This window comes from Streptomyces sp. NPDC002935 (genome assembly GCF_040611295.1).
Taxonomy (GTDB): domain Bacteria; phylum Actinomycetota; class Actinomycetes; order Streptomycetales; family Streptomycetaceae; genus Streptomyces.
On the sequence record NZ_JBEXNW010000011.1, the window covers coordinates 131770 to 149110 of the forward strand.

Below are 17341 nucleotides of genomic sequence, written 5' to 3' on the forward strand. Positions count from 1 at the left end.
GCGAGATCGCTGTCCAACACGTGGGCCGACGCGGGAGGCACCACGCCCCCTCACTACGTCAGTGGCCACATGATCATGACCATGCTCGACTGCGGGAGCTACCAGCCTCGGTCGGGCCCGCACATCAGGTGACCGCAGGCCAGGAGCGCAGCAGCGCGGCGATCTTCGCGGCGGTGCAGGCGGGGTCGCGGAGCAGGTCGCGCAGGGCGACGGCGTCGTCCCGGGTGGGTTTCACCGGGATCCCCGAAGCCTCCAGATACATCACGCCCGTAGCCGCCGCGACGGCCATGTTGGAGCGCTCCAGCCACCGACACCGACCGAGGACGTGCACCAGGGCGGCGGCCCGGGCATGAGCGCCGCCGTACACCGGCTGCTCCAGCAGTTGTGCCTTGTGACAGGCGACAGCGGCCACCGGTACCCCGTAGTCGTCAGGCGCCGGGTCCCCCGCCCCGGCGATCTCGGCGACCTGCAGGATCCAGGGGACGTCGATATACAGGTCCATTACGCTGCGTGCGCCTCCGGGGTGGCCTGCCCGCTGTCTTCGGCCTCGACCTCGTCGAAAACATTCTGGTGCTCGTCGAGGAAGCGGCGGGCGGCGTCCAGACCCCGAGCCCGCAGCCCGTCGGCGTCCTCCAGGACCAGCTGGGACAGGTAGTCGCCGACACTCTGCCCGCGGTCCTTTGCCCTGGCCTTGGCAAGCTCCAGGACGTCTTCGTCGATCCTCGCGCCTACTTGTGTCCTCGCCATAGCAGCATGGTAACAGCCGTTACCACTCCTGCGGAGTACTAGCTCCCGGCAGAGCGACGGGGACGTCCGCGGACAATCGCGTCCATGCGGGTGGCGTATGAGACAGCGGCGAGCCCCCGACGGCATGACCGGCGTTGTGCCAAGTACCTGCCCACGATCACTCAGAGAGGACGTCCCATGCGTCGAACCATGCTCTTGTCTGTCTGCGCACTCGTCGCCGCCGCGGCAACCGGATTCTTCACCACCAGCGCCATCCGCAACCGCTGATCCCAGGACGCCCTTCGCATGCGACGGCAGCGCGGACGGGCAGCCTCACGGGTGGGGCAGCCACGCAAGCCGTCTCACCCGGGGCCGGGATCCACACGCCGGAGCACGTCCGCTCAGGAGTGCGCGCCCGCGTCGTAGGTCCCGTATCGAGGCAGCCCGGTCGGCTCGTACACCTGGGCCGCGACTCCGTTAGGTGTCGTCTCGCTGCTCAGCAGGCGCAGCCCGGTCGGGACTCCGTCGGCAGGGAACAGTCGCCGACCGCCGCCCACGACCACCGGCGCGATCATCAGCCGTACTTCGTCGACGAGCCCGGCGGCCAGCAGTGACGCGCCGAGACGGGCACTGCCGTGGATCTGGAGCTCCCGCCCGGGTCGCCGCTTCAACGCGGCGACCCGAGTCGGCACGTCGTCGGAGAGGATCGTGGTCGGCTCCCAGTCGGCTCTGGTCAGACTGCTCGATGCCACGTACTTCGGCAGGCCGTTGAGTCTGGTGCCGACGGGGTCGTCCGGGTCGTTCATCTTCGGCCAGTCACGCGCGAAATTGACGTAGGTGCGGCGTCCGAACAGGAACGCGTCCGCATCGCCGATCCAGCCCGTGACGATGCGCATGAACGCGTCGTCCAGGTGCGGCACGAGCCAGCCTCCGCGCGTGAACCCGTCGCTGGTGTCCTCTTCCGGGGATCCGGGCCCCTGCGCCACGCCGTCCAGCGACAGGAACTCCTGCAGAATCAGCTTCACCGTGCTCCGCCCTTCCTCGATCCCAACTCGCCTGCCGCCCCCGGCTCGTGGAGACCGAGCGACCCGGACCTCCAGGGCCCGTGGCCGGCCCGGCTCCCGTACCGCCCGGTTCAGTCCCCGGCACCGGCGTCCCTGCCGGGCGCCTTCCGCAAGCAGATGACCATAGGGATGACGAACCAGCACAAAATGTACAGCGCGGCGACGCCCGCGACGATCCACGGCACGTATCCGTCGTCCTGGGTGGCCGTGCGCAGCACCAGCAGGAGGGAGGACGTCATCGTGACCAGCAGGAGGAAGAGGCCGAGCATGGTCAGGCGGGAGGCCCGGACGACAGCCTCCGGTTTGATGCGGCGGCCCGACACGATCCGATGGAAGGCCACGGGTGCGACCAGAGTCCCGATCGCCGTGGCTCCGAGGACGATCGTGACCATGTAGAGGGTCTGGTCAGCCTCCGAGAGCCGCCGGTAGGTCGGCTGGAACACCACGGTCAGCAGAAAGCCGAACAGGATCTGCACGCCGGTCTGGGCGACACGGATCTCTTGCAGCCGGTCACCCCACATGCGGTCGGCCCGCTCGTGTGCAGATTCATCGCGCCCGTCCGCCTGTGTTCCGGTCTGCCGTCCGTCCGCTGTGCGCGTGACCAATCGAGTACCCCGCTCCTCCGGGGACTCACGGTTCCGCTCGGAATTGCGTCCCCACGGGATCAGGGACTCTTCCGTGCGGCCCTGATCGCTGCCGGCGTCCCGGACGCCGCGTATGGCCGGCTTACTGCAGCGCGTGAACGGCGGCCGTGAACACCGGGGGCATCCGGGATGCCGCGGGGACGATCAGGCGGGCGGTGCCGGGGCGGCGGCTCGCGGCGAGCAGGGCCCCGGTCAGCAGGCGGTGACGCCGTGTCAGGAGTGCCCATGCCCGCTCGTACTCCTCCGCGCGTCCCGCCGCGAGGCAGTGGACGGCGGCCCCGGCCGTCGCCAGCCCGAGGGCGATGCCCTCTCCGGTGAGGGCATCCACGTAACCCGCCGCGTCACCGACGAGCAGGACCCGTCCGGCGACTCGGCGCCGCACCCGCTGGAGCAACGGCCCGGCGCCCCGCACCTCCGTCGCGTCGGTCCCGCGCAGTGCCGCGGTGAGAGCCGGGAATTCGCCCAGGTGGTCGTCGTACCCGCGACGCATGCGGCTGAGGACGGCGACACCCACCAGGTCGTCGGCGACGGGTGTCACATAGGCCTCGCCGTGCCCCGACCAGTGGACCTCCACGAAGTCCGTCCAGGGTGCGACGCGGTAGTGCCGACGCAGCCCGTAGCGCCGGTGCGCGCCGCCGGGCAACTCCAGCCCCAGGCCACGGCGGACAGCGGAATGCAGACCGTCGGCAGCGATCAGCCAACGTGCTGTGAGACCCGCGGCGGTGACGGTGTCCGTGGTCTGGTGCACCTCCCCCACCTTTCCGGGCACGATCCGCACGCCGAGACCGAGAGCGCGCTGGTGCAGCGCGTGGTGCAGCGCAGTACGGCGGATTCCGAGCCCTGTGCGGTCGCGGAAGCAGGCTTCGGCGCGGGCGGCGCCGTGCACGTAGCGGATACCGCGCAATTCCCTGCCGTTGACCTCGACACCCAGCGCACGCAGCGCGGCGACCCCGCTGGGCATGACGCCTTCTCCGCAGGCCTTGTCCACGGGCGCTGTCCGCGGTTCGACGACCACGGCCTCCAGGCCGGCCAGCGCGCTGTGAATGGCGGCGGCGAGGCCGGCCGGTCCGCCACCGGCCACCAGGACGTCGATCACGCCGGAACGGACGCGATCGGGGCGGTCACGGCGGCCAGTGCCCGGTTCTCGCACCGGATGCGCACGGTCAGCACGGCGGCGTCGAGCAGGGTGAAGGCGACGGCCGTGATCCAGGCGGTGTGCACCATCGGCAGCGCCACTCCCTCCGCGACCACCGCCACATAGTTGGGGTGCCGCAGGACGCGGTAGGGGCCCCGGGCCACCAGGGGCAGGCCGGGCACGACGATCACCCGGGTGTTCCAGCGAGACCCCAGCGTGGCGATGCACCACCAGCGCAACGCCTGCGCGAGCACCAGCACGGCCACCATCGGCCAGGCGAGGGCCGGGACGAAGGGCCGGTCGGCCGACCCCGCCTCCACCAGGCAGCCGACCAGCAGCCCGATGTGAAGGGCGACCATCGCCGGGTAGTGGCCCTGGCCCGCCTCGACCGCGCCGCGCGCGAGACTCCACCGTTCGTTGCGACGGGCGACGACAAGCTCGCCGACCCGCTCCGCGGCGACGGCGGCCACCAGCAGTACGTACCAGATCATGTGTCCGTGTCCTACCGTTCCATGTCGTGCGCGGGGCGGCCTACCAGCGCAGCAGCACCAACTCGCAGGCGAAGCCGGGCCCCATCGACAGAAGCACACCCGGCGTACCGGGGGGCGGGCGGCGCGTGGCCAGGGTGTCGCGCAGCACATGAAGCACGGACGACGACGAGAGGTTGCCCACCTCGGCCAGATGACGCCAGGTCACATCGAGGGCGCCGTCGGGCAGGTCGAGGGCTTCGGTGACGGCCTCCAGGACCTTGGGCCCTCCGGGGTGGCACACCCAGGCACTCACGTCCTTCGGCTTCAGGCCGTGGTCGCCCAGGAACACCTGGACGTCGTCGGCGAGATGGCGGCGCACCAGATCGGGGATCTCCGGGTCCAGAACGACCTGGAATCCCGAGTTCTTGATGTCCCAGCCCATGATGCCGACGGTGTCCGGATAGAGACGGCTGCGTGTGTCCACGATGGTGGGGCCGACGGATTCGCCCGGAGGACGACGCGCGCCGCAGGCCACCACCGCGGCGGCTCCGTCGCCGAACAGACCGGTGGCGACCAGATTGGCCAGGGAAGCGTCGTCGCGCTGAAACGTGAGCGAGCACAACTCGACCGACAGCAGTACGGCCACCTCGTCGGGCCGGCCCAGCAGATAGTCGTGCATCCGAGACAGGCCCGCGGCGCCGCCGGCACACCCCAGGCCGAACAGCGGCAGCCTCTTGACGTCCGGCCGCAGTCCGAGGCGGCCCGCCAGCCGGGCGTCGATGGAGGGCGCCGCGATGCCCGTGACGGAGGTGAAGATCAGCAGGTCCACGTCGGCCGCGCAGAGTCCGGCCCTGCGGAGCGCTTCTCGAACGGTCTTGGCCCCCATGTCGGTTGCGGTCGCGATGAAGACGTCGTTCGCGGCGCCGAATCCGTCCAGGGCCTCGTACTGGTCGAGTGGCAGCGTCATGTGGCGCGTACGGACCTGCGCGCCGCGGTGCAGCCGGTCCAGCACCCGCCGGTCGGCCCCCTCGGGCAGACACGTGCGGGCCACCATGTCGGTGATGTCGGGCTGGGTGTGGCGGTGCGGCGCGAGGGCACCGTGCACGGCGGCGATCCGCGTCATAGGGCTCCCGTCCGAAAACCGACTGGGGTGGGCTGCTCAGCAGGCCTTCCCCGGACCGGCACTCCGTCACCAGGGATCGCCCGTCCGGCGGTTCGTCCCGTGGCGCGCTCCAGCCGGGTGGGCCCGGCCTCCTACCATCACGGGGTGGGTACTCCCGAGCACTCGACGACCGGCGGCACGGCGGAGAACTGGACCGGCCAGGTGGGTGGTCTGGGCCGGGCGTGCCACCCCGGACCCGTCGTGGCCGTCAGCACACTGACGGCGGCCCTGGCCGTGATCGCCGGCCAGGGAACGGGGGGTTGCGTCCTGACCACCGCCGCCGTCCTGACGGGGCAGCTGTCGGTCGGCTGGTCCAACGACGCGTTCGACGCGCGCCGGGACATCGCGGCCGGCCGCCGAGGCAAACCCGTCGTCGACGGCGCGATCGGAGTGGCCCGGGTCTGGGCTGCCGCGTACGCCGCGCTGGCCCTGTGTGTGCCGCTCTCGCTCGCCTGTGGCCCCCGGGCCGGCGCCGTTCACCTGGCGGCGATCGCGGCGGCATGGGCGTACAACCTGCGGCTCAAGGCCACCCGTTGGTCCTGGGCGCCCTACGCGCTGGCGTTCGCCGCGCTCCCGGCGTTCGTGGCACTCGGGCTGCCGGGCCATCCCTGGCCGGCCTGGTGGGTCGTCGCCGCCGGGGCGCTCCTGGGAATCGGAGCGCATCTGGGCGACGTCCTGCCGGACATCCGTGGGGATCTGGCGACGGGCGTCCGAGGGTGGCCGCAGCGGCTGGGGCCGGATCGTGCGCGGCAGCTGCTTCCGGTGCCGCTGGTGATCGCGTCCGCGCTGCTGGCGCTGGGGCCGGCGGGACCGCCGGGCAGACGCGAGGTGTCGGCTCTCGCCGTGGTGGCTCTCGTGGTGGTGACGGGTACGGTGCTGGGACGCCGCTGGGAGCGGGTGGCGTTCGCGACGGCGGTCGTGGTGGCCGTGGTGGACGTGACACTGCTGCTCAGCGGCATCGGGCCGTGACGCCGCACGCGCGGTCCTGGGCCCGGTGCCGAGGTCCAGGACCGCGCGACGTCGTCCTCACCGCCCCACCCGTGGCTACTTGAGGTCGGCGGCGGTGTAGTAGCCGCCCCCTACCAGCACGTTCTTGTAGTTGGTCTTGTCGACGCTCGTCGGCTGCAGCAGGTAGGCGGGTACGACCTTGGAGCCGTTGTCGTAGGTGCTGTTGTCGTTGACGTTCGGCGTCCTGTCGTTGAGTACGTCGTCGGCCATCTCCGAGGCCACCTCGGAGAGCTGGCGCAGGTCCTTGTAGACGGTCTGCGCCTGCTGACCCGCGATGATCGACTTCACGGAGGCCAGTTCGGCGTCCTGACCGGTGATGACCGGGAGGGGCTTGCTGCCGGAGCCGTAGTCGTCCGACTTCAGCGCGGCCAGGACGCCGATGGAGATGCCGTCGTACGGCGACAGAACCGCGTCGACCTTCCCGATCCCGTAGGACTTGGCGAGGATGCCTTGCATGCGCTTTCGCGCGGTGGCGCCGTCCCAGCGCAGGGTGGTGACCTGGTTGAGCGCCGTCTGACCGGACGGGACGACCAACTGTTTGTTGTCCAGGTACGGCTGCAGGAGCTCCATCGCGCCGTCGAAGAAGTACTTGGTGTTGTTGTCGTCCTTGGAGCCGGCGAACAGTTCGATATTGAAGGGGCCCTTGCCGTCCTCCAGGCCGAGTCTGTCGATGATGTAGCGGGCCTGGAGCCGGCCGACCTGCTCGTTGTCGAAGGAGGCGTAGTAGTCGACGTTCTGGGTGCCGAGGATGAGCCGGTCGTAGGAAATCACCGGTATGTCGGCGTCGGCGGCCTCCTGGAGCACCTTGTCCAGCGCCTTGTTGTCGATGGCCGCGACGACCAGCGCGTCGACGCCCCGCGTGATCAGGTCCCGGATCTGCGAGACCTGCCGGTCCGGGTCGTCGTCTCCGTAGACCAGCCGGGTCTTGTACCCCTTGTCCTTCAGGTCCTTCACGACGTTGTTGCCGTCCGTGATCCAGCGCTCCGAGGCCCGGGTCGGCATGGCGATACCGACAGTGCCGCCCTTTTCGGAGCTTCCCGTGTCGCTCTTGCCGCAGGCGGATAAGGCGAGGGAGACGGAGGCGGCCCCGGCTATGGCGGCGAGGGCAGATCTACGGTTGCGCATGGTGATCGTTCCTTGTTCTTCTCGTCGTTGAGAAAAGTGACGGGATCTCAGGTGCTTGCGGGGAAGTGGTGAAGCGGGCATTGCAGCCGACCCTCAGGTGAGGCAGTGCTTCGCCCCGGATGGGCTCGGCGACCTCATGGATCCGTACCCGGCCGCCGAGATCGTCGGGGTTTCCAGTACGCGTCCGCATGTCCGCGTGCCTCGATGAGAGCGAACCGCCGGTACGGAACTGTCCGCAGGAATACGTGAGGTGACTGATGGTCAGGTCACCGACTCATCGCCTGAGGGGTGGCACTCAGGAGCCTCGGTGCCTCACAGATCGCCGATCGCGTCAACTCCGTTGCTACGCAAGGCGATTGCCTCTCGGTTGTTCGAAATCTCGTCACGCGTTCGGAATGCTGGCGTGACACTAGGAGGCCACCTGCAGAGTGTCAACAGGGGAACACGTAACTGTTCCAGACTGCCGCCGAAGGGCTGCGGCCAAATGCCCCCGCACGCAGAAGACCCGCACCGTGCGGTGCGGGTCTTCCCCAGCGAGGCTGTCCAACAGGCCCGGGATCACAGGGTCCGGCAGAACCCGGCCTTCAGCCGGTCACCTTCACCGGCTGACCCCGGTCACTGTCCGACACACGTGACGCACTGGCGTGCCGTCAAGGGGCCGTTCAGCGGCCGCGGTGACCGCGGTCGTGGTCCTGGCCGTGGCCGCGGTCGTCGCCGTGGCCACGGTCGTCGCCGTGGCCGCGGTGGTCGCCGTGGCCGCGGTGGTCGTCGCGGCCGTGGTCGCGGTCGTGGTGCCAGCCCCAGGACACGCTGTCGACGAAGCGGCCGTGGTCGTTCTTGAGCGTGGCGGAGTCGGAACGGTTGTCCCACACCTCGTTGCGGCGGTCCTGGTAGAGGTCCCGGCTGGTGTCGCGGCCGTAGCCGGTGTGGATACGGACGGTGGAACGTCCGGCCAGCCGGTAGTGGTTGAAGGTGTAGCGGTTGCCGTCCTCGTCCGACAGCGTCCAGCCGTCCAGGTTCACTCCGCGGCGCGCGGAGTTGGTGATTTCCACCCACTCGCCGTTCAGGGAACGGCTTGAGCGGTCGTCAAAGCCCGGCGCGTCGCTCTGGACCCGGCTGATGCCGACGTGCGTGCGCTCGTGGCGCGGCTCCGCGGCGGAGGCGGACACGGCGGCCGAGCCGACCAGCGTGCCGGCCGCGAGGGCCGCGGCCACCAGACGGCGGACCGTGACAGACGTGGAAATGGACATGAATGCTCCTCAAGGTTCGAGAGCCGGCACACCCCGCAACAGCACCCCCCTGCGGGGAACTGCACGGTGCGACCCTGTGCGAGTCCCGGCCCGGTGGCCGAGGACTCATAAGTTCCCCCACGTCGCCGCCCGGGACGGGCGACACCCGACCGCTGTTACCAATTGCGAACATGTCGGTTACAGGCGGCTGTATCGGGCCTTTAACCACTGAAAGCCGAAGAGTGATGGCCTGTCACCGCCAACTCCCTTACTCCTACAGTATCCAGGTGAAATCCGGGCATCCATCGCATCATCGCACTCCAGTCACCCGTCACCCGAAAGTGGGTAACACCGTTCCGGTCCGATCCGACCTCACGGCAGGCGTGCCGAGCGCGTCACCCCGGCCCCGTCGCGATGTGATGCGATGCCTCAGCGGGACGGCACGCCCCTCACCCGCAACGGGGGTCCTACGAGGGAATCGAAGATGTCGCGGGCGGCGAGCAGGTCCTCGATGGCCGCCGTGATGCGCTCGCGCTCCTGCGCCAGGCACCTCGATGTATCTTCCGGGAGTCCGATCCACGATCGCTTCCGCGGCATCGGGGATCACACATGTCATCAACACCGCCGCGGGGCACGGAATCGACGTGGGGGTGTCACCGCGGCCAGGAGGGTCATCGACCGAGCCGTCGCATACGGCCACGGACCCGAGGGACTCGCACGCCTCACCACGACCCTGCACAAGGGTGATCGGGCGTAGGCAAGGGGGACGACAGCTGTCGGGCTGTCAGAAGCTGGGCGCCGGTGACGCCGGGAAGGCGGTGCGTGCCCGGACCTGTGGGCGACATCGCGCGTCGGCGGTGGGTCGTACGTGGCCCGGCCGCCCTCTGGGGAAATCGGCGGAGCCTTCATGTTGGACCGCGTGCACGGTGCCTCAAAGGTGTGTGTTCCCTGAGGCACCGTGCCGGCGTGACGCGAAGGTCAGGCGGGGGTGATGTTCTCCGCCTGCGGGCCCTTCTGGCCCTGGGTGATGTCGAACGTCACGGCCTGGCCTTCCTGGAGCTCACGGAAGCCACTGGCGTTGATGTTGGAGTAGTGCGCGAAGACGTCCGGGCCGCCGCCGTCCTGCGCGATGAAACCGAAGCCCTTTTCGGCGTTGAACCACTTGACAGTTCCGCTGGCCATGCCAGTGCCTCTCACTCGATGACGGATCCGCACCGCGCGGACCCGGAGGTAGTCGTCCTGGTCCTCGGGCACTGCACAGCAAAACGCCCGCACCACGGCGCGGGCAGGTACTGCGAACCACGACATCTGCCAGCGACGTTACACGGCGAGAGCGCCTCTCACCAGAGAGCAAGGGCCGTCAGGTGGAGCGGTACTGCCGACACCTGGGTGTCATGGCGACTCGCCCTCCGCACACCGAGGCGGGTCGCCCAGCACCGTCGACGAGCGGGCCGCCGACGCCTCACCGTCACGGACCACCTGCCAAGGTGGCATCAAACGGGACCAAGGAGGCGACCGAGCCGCCCGCAGCCATCGGCGATGGACCACGAAGAGCACCGTCCCGACCGTTCCGGCCGTCGATGTCGAGCCCCGTCCCGTCCAGCCGGTCCGCCTTCGGCCGGATCGCCACCCGGCACTTTGTGACCAACTGCTCCCGGTAGGCGCCTTCGTCGTCGGGCTCGGCTGTGTCGGGGATCACCACCGACAGTTCACCGAGCGTGAGTCCGGAAGACCTCGGGGGCGCGCTTCCGCCGGCCATGCGCCCTGACGGCGACCCGCCGATGACTCACCCCTTCCGGGGCGACCCGACGGCGGGCTCATCACTTCTCGCTCTTGAGCGCCTTGGCCTCACTCTTGAAGATCCGGGCCGCCTTGCCCGCGGAACGCGTCAGCTCGGGCAGCTTCTTGAACCCGAGAACGACAATGGCAACAAGGAGGATCAGGACGATTTCACTCAAGCCGAACATCGGGGCTGCTCTCTGCAGGGGGGCGGACGGCGGCCCACGGGCGAACCGGTGAGGCGCCGTTCTCTACATTGCCGTAGAAGTCTCTCCCGCAGCCTGACCGATCAACAAGCCCGCCCGTATCGAGCAGGGGGTCTCGTAGGCGCTCCGCCTCGACGGGAAGCAGGCCCGCGCGGCCACAGGCGGGTCCGAACACTCGCGCGACACCTCAGCTCCAGCTCGGCGACTTTCCGTAGGGTGGCCCGTACGGCACCGGGCGGCCCGTGAACGCGTCGAGGAGGACCCGGTTGCCCAGCTTCCGCGCCAGTTTCACCGTCACCGTTTCGAGGATGGCCTGGCTGGTGCAGGGGCCATCCTTCTCTCCCACGATCGACGCCGAAAGCACCACACTCCCCTCCGTCTCCAGCACGTCGACGACCGGGCCGTCGTCACAGGCTCCGTGGGAGGCTTTCACTTTCACCGATCGGCCGTCACCGGACATCTCGGCCAGTCGACCGATCTGCCACAGCTCGCCGGAGGGACCTCGGCCGACCGGTGTGATCGGCGGGCGGGGAAGTCGCGACGGACTGATGGCAACGCGCCGCAGCGGGGTGTCGTAGCCCTCGAGAGTGAACAGCCAGGCCGGTACGGTCGCCGGGCCGCGACTCGTGACGAGTGTCATCTCGCCCAGTCGAGCCCCCGTCACCGCCAGATGTGGTCCGTCACCACTGTTGCCTCCCAGACTCGTGTAGGCCTTCTGGGCACTCAGCAGCGGCAGCACAACCGACTTCCCGCTCGGCCATGTCACCTGACCTGTGTCATGAGGAGTGGCGGGTAGGGCACCGCTCAGGACGAAGTGCTGGGTTTCGTAGGCGCGCTTGTCGGCCGCGCTGTGGAAGCCACCTTCGGGCAGCTGAACAGCGTCCGCCATCGGGTAGTAGCCTGTGCGCCACAGCTCGGCGGCTCGGGAGCCGTCCCAGGCATCGGCCACCGCGCGCGCTCGGGTCCCAGAACCCGCATCGGAACCGCTGGAGCGGACCTCCGGGTCGTGGTTGCCGGCTTTCTCGTTGCCGCAGCCGACCGCTACGACAGCGAGGACGGCGAGCAGGGTGAACGGACGGACCTGACGCGCGGCCTTGGTACGCATGGATCTCCCAGGAGTTGACGGCAGCGAGCGAACGCTGCGCGGAATCACTCCCCTGTGACGCTGCGCCCCCGGCCGGCGTTCGTTCCGCCTCGCGTCCGGTGGTGACCGTCTCCTCATCGTTACGCCCTGAAAGGCGGCGAGTTCGCGATCCGATCGGGGACGGGCGAACCGCACCAGGACTGCCACCAGTAGGTCAACGACCGTGCCTCGACTCGGCTGTCCGGCGAGACGGCCGGGGCGTCGGGCGCCCGGTGTGGCAGACGGGTCGCAGACGCTTCGCCGCGGCCTCTGTCGCCGCCCGCGCGCTGTCCGTACTCTGACAAGTCATAGAACTTCAGGCGTGATTGACTGGGGGAGCCGTCATGTCCTGGGATCACCATGGTGCGCGTGACGACTTCATCGTTCCGCCCATGCCGACCGCACCGCCGCCCGCTCCCGCCCAGCCATGGCGGGCCGTCGCGGTGGCGCTGCTCAACCTCAGCGGGCTCGGGCTCGGTTACGCCGTCGTGCGGCGCTGGGGGCTGATGGCCGTCTGCTGGGTCGCGACGGCGATCCTGCTGCTGGTGGCGCTGCCCGCGGACCCGGACGGAGTCCCCGGTGCGACGGTCGTGCTCTACCTGATCTTCTTGTTGCTCGCGGCCGCGCACGGCGCGTCTGTCGGCCTGCGGACCCGGTTGGCGTTGCTGCCGAGCGCCTTGATCGCGGCCGCGCTCGGCGTCGTCCTGCTGGCCGTGCCCGCCGGCGGAGTCGTCCTGTACGACGGGGCGCGCGACGAAGCCACGGAGCAGATGCTCCTGGACCGGCTGGAGCGGGCGGACAAGCTGGTCGAGGAATCCGGGAAGCAGACGTTCCAGACGGCGGAGGCCGACTACCGCCGAGCACTGGCCGTCTACGGCGCCCTCCGCGACGACCACCCGGGCTCCCGCGCGGCGCAGCGAGTTCCCGACCGGCTCAAGACCTATTACGCCACCGTCGCCACCCCCTACGCGCAGAAGAACTACTGCTCCGCCGTACCTCCCCTGAAGTACCTGCGTACGGTCCCGCGCACGATGGGCAGGAAGGAACTCGGAGACCTGTCCACCTGGCCCGACGACCGGCTGGCCACTTCGCTCTATGAGTGCGCGGCGGCGTCGCTCAGCGGCGGAGGCGCGGACTGGACCTCGCAGTTCGGCGAGCTCCTGTCGACCTTCCCGAAGTCCGCACAGGCCGGGAAGGTGGAGCCCGCGGTGAGGACCGCGGTCGACAAGGGGGTCAAGTCCGTGGGCGGCGACGATCCCTGTGCGGCCGTCCAGCAACTCAGCAGCCTCAGCACCCAGGTCCGCGGACTGCCCGGGGAGCAGGCCGGCCAGGCCGACGCCCTGGGCAGGGACGCCGACCGGGCCTCGCAGAGCGCGAGTTCGGGCACGTACGCCTGCGGTGTGGACCAGTACAAGGACAAGAACTTCACCGAGGCCGTCACCACCATGAACGACTTCGCCAAGAACAACCCGCACCACAAGAACCGGGCGCGCGCCCAGAAGATAGCGATCGCCGCGGAGGTCGCGCAGACGGTGCCCGCGGCCGGCAAGCGTCTGCCGACCACCGCCTCGGGCGGCAGCATCTCCGTCACGGTCAAGAACGACAGCCCGGACGACATCACGGTCCTGTACACGGGGCCGGTGACCGGGAGCTTCAACCTCAAGGCCTGCGGGGGCTGCACCTCGTACTCCTTCGGGAGCACGCTGGGGCTCGGCTTCAAGCCGTGCAGCGACAGTGGCAAGCACTACCCGCAGCGGACCATCCGACTGCCCGTCGGCACCACCTACTTCGTGCACAAGGCCCGGACCGGCATAGGAAAGTCCCCGGCCTCGGACACCGCCAAGCTGTCGCCGGGCTATGTCTACACCGAGTGCGCGTACACCACGAGCCTCGGCTACTGACGCGAGGCCTGGCGTCCCGCGCCGGGCCCGCGCGGCGCGGCCAACGTTCTCCGGGTTCTCCGGGTCCGGGTTCTACGGGGCCCCGTTCTACGGCCCTGCCGGCACGCTTCGCGGCAGGGCCGGGGGTGAACCGTGGCCGGCCCTCGGGCGGGGCCGGTCGCCGTCACTGGCTGCTGAGGTACCTGCCGTACACGAGCGCGCTCGTCGGAGAGGGCAGCCCCAGTTTGGCGGGGGTGAAGGCGGAGGAGCCGTTGACGCTCGCCCGGGGCAGCAGCCACACGCCGCCCGAGCCGGCGTTCTCGCCCGGGGAGCCGACCGCCACGTCCGCCCTGCCGTCGTGGTCGTAGTCGCCGGTGACGACGGCGGCACCGAAGGCGTCGGCGGCCTCCGCGACGCCCGGCACGCGCGGGGTGTCCTGCTGGTAGCCGACGGAGTGGCCCTCGCCCCACGCGTCGACGAGGCCGGTCGGGCCGCCGAACAGGAGGGTCGCGGCGCCCGCGCCCGCGCGGGTGCCGATCGCCTCACCGGGGGCGCCGGCGATCAGGTCGTCGCGGCCGTCGTTGTCGATGTCGGCGACGGCGAGGGCGGCGCCGAACCGGTCACCGGATTCCGCGACGCCCATCACGCCGACCGTGTCCTGGTTGAGGGTCTGCTGCCGGTACCCGAAGCTGCCGGGCGTGGCGGTGCCGTAGTGGACGTGGATGCCGCCGCCCTTGGCGAACTCCTCTGGGCCGCACGGGTCGTCGATGTTCTCGTCGGCGATCTCCCGGCACTCGCCGAGGGCCAGGTCGTCGTGACCGTCGCCGTCGAAGTCGCCCGCGGCGAGGGCGGAGACGCCGGCGTTGTCGGTGTTCCAGGTGTTGACCATGGCCTGCTCGGTCGCGTCCCACGCCCAGAGGCGTACGTGCGACTGGGTGAACGGGCTGTCCGTCCAGTACCCGATGGCCAGGTCCGCCGTGCCGTCCTCGGTGAAGTCGCCGCCGGCGAGAATGGGGGCGCGGCCGCCCATAGGGGCGGTGAGTACGGTGGTGTAGATGCCGTCGGCGGTGCGCAGGACTACCTTGTCCTTGCCGCCGATCACGATGTCCCTGCTGCCGTCGCCGGTCAGGTCGGCCGAGGCGACCGCCAGGCCGAACGCGGCTGACGCCGAGGGACCGTTGAGGACGACGGAGCCCGGGCCCGGACCGCCCTTGGCGCCGCCCACCGCGGAGACCGAGCCCGCGTCCGTGCCGCGGCCGGTGACGTCCTCGCCGGGGGCTCCGACAAGGAGTTCCGCGACGCCGTCGCCGCTGGTGTCCACCAGGGCCACGGAGGCGCCGAAGCGGTCACCCGTCTCGGGGGTGCCGGGGACCTCCGGGGTGGCCTGACTGATGCGGATGCTGCCGTGGGCGCCGATTCCCTTCGGGCCGCCGAACACGATGTTGACGTAGCCGGCTCGCGCCTTGCCGCCGACTGTGCCGTCGGGTACACCGACGGCGAGGTCCGCATACCCGTCGGCGTTGAAGTCACCGGCGGTCTGCGCGGGAGCGGCCGAGGCCGGGAAGGGCAGCCCGGCGGTGGCCGCAGCAACGACGGTGGCTGCTGCGGCGTACATCCGTATCCGTGTGCGCACGGGGGCTCCAAGGTGTCCGAGGTGTCGAATTCACCTGTGGGACACCTGGAGGGCACCGAGGGTTGTACTGTGCGGGCCGGACGCAGCCGGTATCGAGTGCGGGGCGGGCGGGCGGGCCCGCGTTCTCGTCATGGGCGTGTTCCCTCGACGACGTCCCGCTCTCCGACGGAACAGAACGACGGGAGAGGCGACCTCTCAGGGGCCCGCAGGCCCTCGGAACGCGTCGGCGTTGCGCGCGCACCAGTCCGCGAAGGTCCGCGGCCCGCGTCCCAGCAGCCGCTCGACGGTGTCCGTCCGGAACCCGACGCTGTCGGCGCGCATCAGGGCGAATCCCTCCGTGATGGCGTCGGCGAGTGCCTGGGGCGCCCCGGCGGGGAAGCGGAACACGTGAGACTCCACCGATCCTGTCGTGTGCGTGCCGGGGATTCCGGCGCACTCCGGCCCGGCCTTGCCCCCTGTGCGCGGGCCATTCGCGCTGTCGGCTCCGAGGCATCGCGCCGATCGGTTTCGACGACGCGCAGAACTCGTCGCTCGTGTCGTACCTGAACAAGACGTGACACAGATGGTGAAGATACGACACTAGCCGTGAAACGCGCATGGGCATTGGTTCGGGCGGCCTCGACGGAAGGTGCGGTGGCTGACGTGGTGGAAAGTCCAACTAGCAGGCAGACGAGCGAGGCTGTCGTCGACAGTTCCGTGGAGCGCGGGGGCTACCAGCAGGAACTGAAACGGACGCTCGGTTCCTTTCAGGTGTTCGCGATCTCGTTCGCGTTCATCTCCGTGGCTGTCGGCATCTTCGCGACGTATGACGACGTACTGCAGACCGCGGGGCCGGTCGGGATCTGGCTGTGGGTCATCGCGGCCGTGGGGCAGGTCCTGGTGGCGTTGGTGGTCGCGCAGCTCGCGGCCCGCATCCCGCTCAGCGGCTCCTCCTACCAATGGGCGTCACGGTTGGCCAACCCGAAGATCGGCTGGGGGTTCGGTTGGCTGGCCTTCTGCTACCTGGCAATCGGCGTGGTGGCGGTCGACAACGCGCTGGCGAGCCAGGCGTTCATGCCGCTCGCCGGCATGGAGCCGGACGAGGGCACCGCGCGCGTGATCACGGTCGTGGTGCTGCTCATCCAGGCCTTGCTCGCAGTGGCCTCGACACGCCTCGTCAGCCTGATCAACACAGGCGCGGTAGGAATCGAACTGGCACTCGTCGTGGTGGTGGCGATCGCGCTCACCATCGCTGTGGCGGTCACGGGCGACGGCTCAGCCGGCAACCTCGTCTCGCGCGGTGTCACCGAGAACGCCCCCGACTACTTCGCCGTCGGCGGCGGGTTGATGCTCGCGATGATCATGGGCCTCGCTACGCTCGTCGGCTTCGACGCCGCCGCGAACCTGGCCGAGGAGGCCAAGGATCCCCATCGCAGCGTCCCCCGCGCGATCGTGGGATCGGTCGTGGCGGCCGGACTGCTGGGACTGCTGTTCCTGATCGCGCTCACCGTCGCGATCGACGACATCCCCCGGATTTCCGCCAACGGCTCACCGGTCGCGGCGATCATGCGCGATCAGCTCGGTCCGGTGATGGAGAAGACGCTGCTGGTCGCGATCACCTTCGCGTTCTTCGGTGCGGGGATGGTCGTGATGGTCGCGTGTTCGCGGACGATTTTCGCGATGTCGCGGGACTCCCGCTTCCCTGCCCACCGGCTGATGCGACGGGTCAGCCCCCGCACACAGACGCCCATCCCGGCGACGATCCTGATCTTCACCCTGGGGGTCATCCTGATGATCGCCCTGCCGGGTGCCGCACTCCTGGAGCTGATCACGGCGTCGACGATCCTCCCCGCGATCACCTACGGCTCGACCGTCGTCCTCTACCTGGCCGTACGCAAACGGCTGGGCCGCAAGCAGGGCGCGTTCGACCTCGGGCGCTTCGAACTCCCCGTCGCCATCTGCGCGTTGGTATGGACGCTCGTAGCGCTGTTCGTACTGGTGGCACCCCGGGAAGCGCTCACCTCTGTCGTGATCGTGGTCGGCCTGCTCGTCGCGGGCGGGCTGTTCTTCCTCTTCATGCTGAAATTCGACCGCGAGGCCCTGGATACCGAGCCCGGTGACGTGAGCGCCTTCAAGCATTGACCTGACCGGGGCCACTGCCTGACAACCTCCTGACCG

17 protein-coding genes are annotated in these 17341 nt (G+C 69.8%); 3 read left to right on the plus strand and 14 right to left on the minus strand.

Features of this window, described 5'->3' with window-relative positions:
* Window positions 1-124: 124 nt before the first annotated feature.
* From ABZX90_RS17275 to ABZX90_RS17305, 7 genes are all read right to left on the minus strand, one after another.
* Window positions 125-502, minus strand: a complete 378-nt coding sequence (locus ABZX90_RS17275; protein ID WP_351121067.1) for a fic family toxin-antitoxin system, toxin component — start codon at window positions 500-502, stop codon at window positions 125-127.
* On the minus strand, window positions 502-747 hold the full coding sequence (locus ABZX90_RS17280) for a hypothetical protein (protein WP_351121065.1): 246 nt from the start codon (window positions 745-747) through the stop codon (window positions 502-504). The genes ABZX90_RS17275 and ABZX90_RS17280 overlap by 1 nt, the downstream gene beginning before the upstream one ends.
* Window positions 748-1127: 380 nt before the next feature.
* Window positions 1128-1751 (minus strand): dihydrofolate reductase family protein, encoded by a 624-nt coding sequence (locus ABZX90_RS17285; protein WP_351121063.1) that lies wholly within the window; start codon window positions 1749-1751, stop codon window positions 1128-1130.
* A gap of 110 nt (window positions 1752-1861) precedes the next feature.
* Entirely contained in the window at window positions 1862-2395 is a 534-nt protein-coding gene (locus tag ABZX90_RS17290; protein ID WP_355205695.1) for a DUF6328 family protein, read from the minus strand.
* A gap of 121 nt (window positions 2396-2516) precedes the next feature.
* Window positions 2517-3530, minus strand: a complete 1014-nt coding sequence (locus ABZX90_RS17295; RefSeq protein WP_351121061.1) for an FAD-dependent monooxygenase — start codon at window positions 3528-3530, stop codon at window positions 2517-2519.
* Window positions 3527-4060, minus strand: coding sequence for an isoprenylcysteine carboxyl methyltransferase family protein (locus tag ABZX90_RS17300; RefSeq protein ID WP_351121059.1), 534 nt, complete (start codon window positions 4058-4060; stop codon window positions 3527-3529). Before ABZX90_RS17300 ends, ABZX90_RS17295 begins: the two co-directional genes overlap by 4 nt.
* Before the next feature lie 40 nt (window positions 4061-4100).
* The gene (locus ABZX90_RS17305; protein WP_351121057.1) at window positions 4101-5162 is read right to left on the minus strand and encodes a 3-oxoacyl-[acyl-carrier-protein] synthase III C-terminal domain-containing protein; all 1062 of its coding nucleotides are present in this window, start codon (window positions 5160-5162) and stop codon (window positions 4101-4103) included.
* Window positions 5163-5306: 144 nt separating this feature from the next.
* Here ABZX90_RS17305 and ABZX90_RS17310 point away from each other — a divergent pair, with 144 nt between their 5' ends.
* On the plus strand, window positions 5307-6170 hold the full coding sequence (locus tag ABZX90_RS17310; RefSeq protein WP_351121055.1) for a UbiA family prenyltransferase: 864 nt from the start codon (window positions 5307-5309) through the stop codon (window positions 6168-6170).
* A 75-nt stretch (window positions 6171-6245) separates the two neighbouring features.
* Here ABZX90_RS17310 and chvE read toward each other — a convergent pair whose 3' ends face one another.
* The 5 genes from chvE to ABZX90_RS17335 form a co-directional block, all read right to left on the minus strand.
* A complete protein-coding gene (chvE, locus tag ABZX90_RS17315) occupies window positions 6246-7334 on the minus strand; it encodes a multiple monosaccharide ABC transporter substrate-binding protein (protein ID WP_355205700.1) in 1089 nt (362 codons plus the stop codon).
* Window positions 7335-7996: 662 nt separating this feature from the next.
* On the minus strand, window positions 7997-8584 hold the full coding sequence (locus ABZX90_RS17320) for a lamin tail domain-containing protein (RefSeq protein ID WP_355205703.1): 588 nt from the start codon (window positions 8582-8584) through the stop codon (window positions 7997-7999).
* Window positions 8585-9541: 957 nt separating this feature from the next.
* Window positions 9542-9745, minus strand: a complete 204-nt coding sequence (locus tag ABZX90_RS17325; RefSeq protein ID WP_037751662.1) for a cold-shock protein — start codon at window positions 9743-9745, stop codon at window positions 9542-9544.
* A 638-nt stretch (window positions 9746-10383) separates the two neighbouring features.
* The gene (locus ABZX90_RS17330) at window positions 10384-10530 is read right to left on the minus strand and encodes a twin-arginine translocase TatA/TatE family subunit (protein WP_351121047.1); all 147 of its coding nucleotides are present in this window, start codon (window positions 10528-10530) and stop codon (window positions 10384-10386) included.
* 205 nt (window positions 10531-10735) lie between these two features.
* Complete coding sequence (locus ABZX90_RS17335; protein WP_355205708.1) at window positions 10736-11653, minus strand: hypothetical protein; 918 nt, start codon at window positions 11651-11653, stop codon at window positions 10736-10738.
* 410 nt (window positions 11654-12063) lie between these two features.
* On the opposite strand from ABZX90_RS17335, the gene ABZX90_RS17340 reads away from it, so the two are divergent.
* Window positions 12064-13572 (plus strand): hypothetical protein, encoded by a 1509-nt coding sequence (locus tag ABZX90_RS17340; RefSeq protein ID WP_355205711.1) that lies wholly within the window; start codon window positions 12064-12066, stop codon window positions 13570-13572.
* Between the two features lie 163 nt (window positions 13573-13735).
* Here the strand turns inward: ABZX90_RS17340 and ABZX90_RS17345 are convergent, their stop codons facing one another.
* Both ABZX90_RS17345 and ABZX90_RS17350 read right to left on the minus strand, forming a co-directional pair.
* On the minus strand, window positions 13736-15184 hold the full coding sequence (locus tag ABZX90_RS17345; RefSeq protein ID WP_355205714.1) for an FG-GAP repeat protein: 1449 nt from the start codon (window positions 15182-15184) through the stop codon (window positions 13736-13738).
* A gap of 195 nt (window positions 15185-15379) precedes the next feature.
* On the minus strand, window positions 15380-15571 hold the full coding sequence (locus ABZX90_RS17350) for a hypothetical protein (protein ID WP_355205717.1): 192 nt from the start codon (window positions 15569-15571) through the stop codon (window positions 15380-15382).
* A 246-nt stretch (window positions 15572-15817) separates the two neighbouring features.
* Between ABZX90_RS17350 and ABZX90_RS17355 the strand changes: the two genes are divergently transcribed.
* A complete protein-coding gene (locus tag ABZX90_RS17355; protein ID WP_355205720.1) occupies window positions 15818-17305 on the plus strand; it encodes an amino acid permease in 1488 nt (495 codons plus the stop codon).
* The last annotated feature ends 36 nt before the right edge of the window (window positions 17306-17341 follow it).